Raw genomic sequence first — 6,480 nt, forward strand, 5'->3', positions numbered from 1 at the left:
ACCGAACGCGGTCTCGTCGTCGATCATGTGACCGTGTACCGGTGGGTGCAGCGGTTCACCCCGCTGCTGATCGACGTTGCCCGGCCCTGCCGGCACATTCCCGGGGACCGGTGGTTCGTCGACGAAACCTACGTGAAGGTCACCGGAGAGTGGATCTATCTGTACCGGGCGGTCGACCAGTTCGGGCAGGTCATCGACGTGTTCGCCTCCGACCACCGCGATCTGGCCGCAGCACGGCGATTCTTCACCCAGGCATTGTCGCACGGCCACCGCCCGGTCGAGGTGACCACCGACCAGGCTGCGGCCTACCCAAGGGTCCTCGACGAACTGCTGCCCGCCGCCCACCATGTCGATGCCCGGCGGGCGAACAACCGGATCGAATCCGACCACAGCCAGTTCAAAGCCAGACTCCGGCCGATGCGCGGACTCAAACGCCTCCGTTCCGCCCAGACGGTCAGCTTGGGGCATGCGTTCGTGCAGAACATCCGCCGCGGCCACTACGAACTCGGCGTCGACACCGACCCGCGGCTGCGGGTGTCGGCTGCCTTCACCGAGCTCACCCTGGCTGTCTGATCAATATTCAGGCAGGGTCCGCCATGTCTTGCTTTCCCATAACGCAACAGACCCGAGAAACCTGCGCGTGCCGCGGACGGTCGGGCCCGACACCACCGCATCAGAAGTAGAGGGGCGACATCGGCCCTGCAGCGGTGGCTTTGGCGGTGAGAAGTCACCGACATCTGCGGTCACTTCTCACCGCCAAAGCCACAGGCGGATATCGATACGGGCCAGACAGCGCGCCATCACTGGCTCGACCAGGGCTCGATCATCACGGCCGCTGCTGCCGGTGTTGCCTCGTATTAGTCGGTCGGGTGGCGGGTGTGGGGGATGAGGCGGGCGACGTCTTCGGCGATGGTGGTGGCGAGTTCGGGGAGGAGGTGGGTGTAGGTGTCGGCGGTGAGGGTGATGGTGGCGTGGCCGAGGAGTTCCTGGACGGCTTTGAGGTCGGCGCCGGCGGCGAGGGCGAGGGTGGCGGCGCCGTGGCGGAGGTCCCGCAGCTTGATCGGCGGCAGCTCGAGCGTGTCGGCGATCTCGTGGAACAGGTCGCTGACCTGGCTGGGATGGAGGGGCTGGCCGTCTGGCTGAGTGAAGGCGAGGTCAGTGTCGGGCCAGCCGTCCCCGTACGCGATGCGTTCGGTTTCCTGCCAGGTGCGGTGGGCCCGGAGAATCTTGATTGTTTCGGCGTCGAGGGGAACGGTGCGATCGCCTGCATCGGATTTCGGCCGGCTCATTTCGGTAGCCCAGCCGAGTTGCGCGATCTGCCAGCGGATGTCGATGGTGGCATGGTCGAAGTCGATGTCGGCCCAGTGCAGCCCGCAGGCTTCGCCGCGGCGGAGTCCACGGTAGGCAATGAGCCGGAACAGCGGGTAGAGGCGGTAGGTGGTGGCATGGTCGAGGAAGGCGCCGATCTGGGTAGGGGTCCATACCATGACTGGCGATGGGATTTCCCCGGTTTTGCGCCAGCGAGCTTCGCGTTGTGGGGTCCACAGGAGAGCTTTGGGGCGTTTCCCGGAGGCGAGCTCGACGTGCGAGGCGGGGTTGTGCGTGATGAGACCGCGTCTGATCGCGGTGTTCAGGGATGCGCGTAGGACGGCGCGGATGCGTTGTTTGGTGGCGTTCCCGGTGGTCCGCTGGCCGCGGACGGACAGCCGGATATCGGGGTCGGTGGAGGCGCGGGCGGCGCGGATGGTGCTGTTGCGTTCGTCGATGGCGTTGAACATCACATCGAGATGGGAGACGGCGAGCCGGTCGAGGCGGATGTCCCCGATCGCGGGTTTGAGATGGTAGTTCACGTAGGATACGTAGCCGCGCAGGGTGGATGCGCGGACGGTTTTGCGGCCAGCGAGCCACTGGTCGAGCCACTGTTCCACGGTCATGCTGGGATTGAGATCGGCGTTGCGGTGAAAGCGTCGGCGGGTGTCCTCGATGGTGGGCAGGGGTTGTTTCCTGCGGATCGTGGTGGTGATGAGGTCGGCGATGCGGCGACGGCCGATTTCATCGTCTTTTGCAGGGATCGCGAGTAGCTTCTGGATGTGGGTGATTTCATTGTGGGCGGCGTCGTGGCTGGGAAAGCCGCCGTGGCGTGCGTAACGGCGCCGTCCGTCGGGATAGCGGGGGAGGTCGACGGCGTAGTACCAGCTGCCGTGTGCGGGATTCCACCCGCCGCCGGAGCGACGGAGTCTCGGGCAGGTTCTGCCGAGTCCTTTCCCGTTGGGGTCACGGCAACTGCATCTCTTATACGTGGTGCCCTCTTTTTCCATGGCAGGCCGCCTTTCCTGAATCGAGGTTTCGGGGCGGGTGGGTTGACGCCGCCGTGTTTCTATCAAGGCTCGACCCGTCGTTTTCTGTCAAGTGGTCGCTAGCGAATTCTTTGTCGATTCCGAGCAGGGCGAGAAGCGGTGCGATCGGGACTCTGTAACGGCCTCCTATGCGGAGGACGGGAACAGGGAAGGCGTCGGCGCGGGCGAGGGTATAGCTTTTCGTGCGGCCGATGCCGAGGATCTGTCCGGCTGTGGTGAGAGTGGTGGTGGAGCCGAGTGCGATGACGCGTTCGGCCGTCCAGGAATGACGGGGCATCGAAGGTTCCCCTCTGCGGGAAAAGTGAGTTCCGGCTCGGACGGTGCTGCCGAGTATCCCTGCGGGATAGAGAAGACATGATGTGGGCAGGTTGAATGCCAGCCCTGATGTAGGGAGCCTTCGCGTCAGGGGCGGGTCCGGGTTGTGTCATCGAGGGGGAGCGGCAGAGCGGCCCGACATGTTTGGCTTTCAGCGTTGTCCGCACCGGGGTCTGGGCGGCTGGTCACGGCAGCTCGGCTTCCCCCTGCGCCCCAACGGTGGGGTGCCTGGGCGCGTGGCGGGCGACCTGACGGTGATCTGAACCTGATCTGACAGATGGTGCGTGTGCACCTTCTGTCAGGGTGCTGTCAGGTGCCGCGAGCGGCGCTGTCAGGTCGGTCTTCCCGCAGGTCAGCGTGCATGCAGGTGGGCTGGCTGGGGGTTGCGGGCCGGTCATTGCGCGGGCCCAGCTGCCGGGTGGGATCCCGGTCCTGTCTTCTGGAGGAGGAGGACGTCTTCGTGGGCGACGGCGTGCAGGGGGATGCCGGCGGCGCGGGCGACGCGGGTGTTGTGCAGGGCGAAGAACGTGGTCCGGGGAATCAGGCGGGTGCCGCGCAGCCCGGTGAGGAGCGCGACGGCGCGGTCGGCGCGGACCAGACCGGCGCGCGGGGCGAGGTCGAGGATCGCGCCGGGCAGGTCGATGAGTTCCCCGTCCTGTCGGTAGGGGCGGACGGTGATAGCGATAATCCCATCGGGTTGTAGCAGCGCGGCCGCGCCGGTGAGAATGTGGTGGAATCCGGTGAGTAGGCCGGGCAGGTCCTGGCGGGCGAGGTTGTCGGTGCCGTGGCCGTAGTGGTAGTCGCGTTTGTGGACGCCGTGGCTGCGGTCGGCGTGGACCTGCCCGTGGGTGGCTTTCCCGTAGGGCGGGGAGGTGAGTATGAGGGCCACCTTTCCCGCCGTGTCCGAGGGGGCGATCGCGGGCAGTCGGCGGGCGTCGGCGGTGAGGATACGGATGGTTCCGGTGGCGCCCTGGCGGGTGGCGAGGGCTGCGTTGGCGGCGGCGATGGTGGCCCAGCGGGGTTCGTATTCGAGGCCGAGGGCGTGGCGGCCGAGGTGGGCGGCTTCCACGCAGCTGGTCCCGATGCCGCACATCGGGTCGAGGACGAGGTCGCCCGGTGTGGTGAACAGGGTGATGATGTGTCGGGCGAGCGCGGGCAGCATTTTCGCCGGGTGGGCGGTGGATTCCGGGGTGTAGCGGGCGGTGCGTTGGCTGCGGGGGTGTTGTTGGGCGGTCGCCCACACCGACAGGGGACGCGGAGAGTGCTGGTCAGCCATGGTGGTCTCCCGCGGTGGTGAAGACCGCCAGATCGGTGTGTGCCGGGACGAGTAGACCGCCGGATGGGATACGGGGGTTTCCGGCGGGATGGAGCCGGCCGTCGCGGATGGGAGTGGCCAGCACGACGATGTGTTGGAGGTAGCGCAGGCCGGCGGCGCGGGCGGTGGTAATGCTGCTGGCAAGCGGGTCGGTGGGACCGGCGGTGGGGGCGTGCACGGTGAGCAGAATGCCACCGGGACGTAGCAGGCCGGCGGTCTGGGCGAAAGCGGGGAGAAGGGTCTGCGGGTCACCGGCGGGTGGATAGTCGATGACCAGTCCGGCGTGTCCGGCCGGTACAGGCCATGCGCGACCGTCGGTATCTGTGGCCGGGCGGCTGATGGCGACGCAGGGGCGGTGGAGGTGGGCGGCGGCGTCGCGGAGTATCGCCGGCCCGTCGATGACGATAATCAGGTCGTCCGGCTGGCTGAAGGTGGCGATAGCGCGGGCGGCGGCGGCCGGGGGAAGGGTACCGGGCTGGCTGTCTGTCGGGGTGGGCCAGACGGTGAGCGGAACAGTATTGAATGGCTGCTCGCCGGTGGTGGGTGGGGCCAGGGGCACGGATAGTCCTCCGTCCACGGGTGCTACCGCACCCGGGACCGATATGCGGACGGGCTGGGTGCGGCGCGGGGAGACTTGCACGGAAAAGGCGCGGCGCGGGCCGCGGTTGTCAGTGAAACCGGCGGCGGCTGACGGTGATCTGACACGCCGGGTCCGCTGGTCGCGGTCAGATCGCTGTCAGGGATATGTCCGTGCCCTGTCAGGTCGCTCGGACTGTCTGTACGGCCGGAGCAGATAAGCGTCTGATCACTGTCAGGTTGGTGTCAGGTGGGGTGTGGCGTCCTTGCATTCCAGCGTCTGTCGGCGCTCGCATGAAAGGACACTCTGCAATGACCAGATCTGATCGTTCGTTCCCGCCGGACAGCTCGGCGTTGGATACCGCCGAAGCGGCTTTTTACACGCTGACCGCCGCCCCGGACGGACTGGCGGTCCACGGCGCGGATATTCACACGGGGGTGCCGCAGCGACCGATGGGCCTGCGGGAACTGCGGGTCCTGCTGGCGCATCCGGCGACGTCGGCGGCGGCCCAGGATGCGGTGTGGGTGTATCTGGTGGGCCGGCGGGGCGAGCCGGCGTGGCAGGTGGGCGCGGTCGGGGTGGCGATGCCGCTGTTGCGGCGGACCGTGGGCCTGCTGGCCGTCGGCTATCCCGGGGAGCCGGCCGATCTGGAGGCCGATATTCTGATCGGTTTTCTGGAAGGGCTGCGGCGGATATCGCCGGCGGCGCCGCGGCTGGGGGTGCGGCTGGCGTGGGCGGCCTACCGGGCCGGGGTGACCGAGGTCCGCCGGCAGGCGGCGAGCCTGCCCGCCGGCGGTAGCGGGCCGCCGGTGGCGGCGGCGATGCCCCCGGCGCCGTGGGGGGCGCCGCGGCGGGTGCTGGCCCAGGCGGTGGCCGCGGGCGTGCTCTCGGCCACCGACGCCGGGCTGATCGCGGTGAGCCGGCTCGACGGGGTGCCGTTGGCGGTGCTGTCCACGGCGCTCGGGCCGGGGGAAGAACTGGCGCTGCGGCTCGGGCGGGCCGAGGAGCGGCTGGCCCAGGCGATCGTGACCGGCCGGGTGGGGGTGCGGCTGCCGTGCTGACCCGATCCCTACGGGCGCAGCGTCAACGGCTCCGTTCGCTGCTCCGCCCGTCTGGGGCAGGCGCCGTTCGTCGCGTCGCTGTTCTGATCCGCCGGACACGGCGAGTCATGGCGGAGTGGGCGCAGACCGCTGCTGCCGTGATCGTCGTGCTGCTCCTGACCGGGGTGGCGGTGGCCGCCCAGCAACGGCTGACCGGGACAGGTAGGCCATCAACCGGCACGCTGCTGCTCGTTGTCGCCGTCGCCGTCGCCGTCGCCGGGGTGGTGGGGATGCTGACCGGCTACGCCTCTGGCGCGCCGAGCACGCGCCGGCTTGTGGCAACTCCCCGGAGCTGGGGTGGGTGGAGGTGGCGGGTAGCAGGGGTGGCCGGGCTCGTGCTCCTGCTGCTGGTGGTGGCGGTGGGGGTGGCGTGGGCAGACCCGTCTTTGCTGGCCCAGCAGGCCCCGGCGCCACCCCCACCACCGGCGCCGACACCGTCCTCCCCGGACCTCGACGCGGTGATCAAAAATTTGCGGAACTGGCTGATCGGGATCTGTGCCGGTATCGCGACCTTGTTCTTCACGGTCGGGGGGCTGCGGTACATGGGCGCGAACGGCGACCCGGGGGAGATCGATAACGCGAAACGGGCGTTTCGTAACGCGGCGGTTGGCTACGGGCTGGCGATCCTCGCCCCGCTGTTCCTGCGGGCGTTGCAGTCCGTGGTGGGTGCCTGATGGCCGAGGCCGCCGGCCGGGCGGTCCCCGGCATCCGGTGGTGGAGACAGGCTCACCGGGGCCGGTATCGCCGGGTGTGTGCTCTCGCCGCGGTGGTGCTGGCCGGGGTCGGGGTACTCGCGGCGAGAGCACACACCCGGCG

Annotated in this window: 6 protein-coding genes; 3 read left to right on the forward strand and 3 right to left on the reverse strand. The window is 68.9% G+C overall.

From position 1 onward, the window contains the following. The coding region (locus AC5LUJ_RS22570; protein ID WP_493465704.1) for an IS6 family transposase at nt 1-573 on the forward strand (573 nt) is incomplete at its 5' end. A 284-nt stretch (nt 574-857) separates the two neighbouring features. Here AC5LUJ_RS22570 and AC5LUJ_RS22575 read toward each other — a convergent pair. From AC5LUJ_RS22575 to AC5LUJ_RS22585, 3 genes are all read right to left on the reverse strand, one after another. Then, the gene (locus AC5LUJ_RS22575) at nt 858-2,318 is read right to left on the reverse strand and encodes a site-specific integrase (protein ID WP_493465705.1); all 1,461 of its coding nucleotides are present in this window, start codon (nt 2,316-2,318) and stop codon (nt 858-860) included. A 748-nt stretch (nt 2,319-3,066) separates the two neighbouring features. Then, a complete protein-coding gene (locus AC5LUJ_RS22580; RefSeq protein ID WP_493465706.1) occupies nt 3,067-3,948 on the reverse strand; it encodes a TRM11 family SAM-dependent methyltransferase in 882 nt (293 codons plus the stop codon). After that, nucleotides 3,941-4,546: a hypothetical protein gene (locus AC5LUJ_RS22585; protein WP_493465707.1), complete on the reverse strand. Its 606-nt coding sequence runs from the start codon at nt 4,544-4,546 to the stop codon at nt 3,941-3,943. Before AC5LUJ_RS22585 ends, AC5LUJ_RS22580 begins: the two co-directional genes overlap by 8 nt. Nucleotides 4,547-4,875: 329 nt before the next feature. Here AC5LUJ_RS22585 and AC5LUJ_RS22590 point away from each other — a divergent pair, with 329 nt between their 5' ends. Next, complete coding sequence (locus AC5LUJ_RS22590; protein ID WP_493465708.1) at nt 4,876-5,625, forward strand: hypothetical protein; 750 nt, start codon at nt 4,876-4,878, stop codon at nt 5,623-5,625. Nucleotides 5,626-5,732: 107 nt separating this feature from the next. Then, nucleotides 5,733-6,338 carry a pilin gene (locus AC5LUJ_RS22595; protein WP_493465709.1) on the forward strand — a complete coding sequence of 202 codons (606 nt, stop codon included), beginning with the start codon at nt 5,733-5,735 and terminating at the stop codon, nt 6,336-6,338. Nucleotides 6,339-6,480 lie beyond the last annotated feature (142 nt).

The sequence above is a fragment of the Protofrankia sp. CiP1_Cm_nod3 genome (assembly GCF_982290655.1).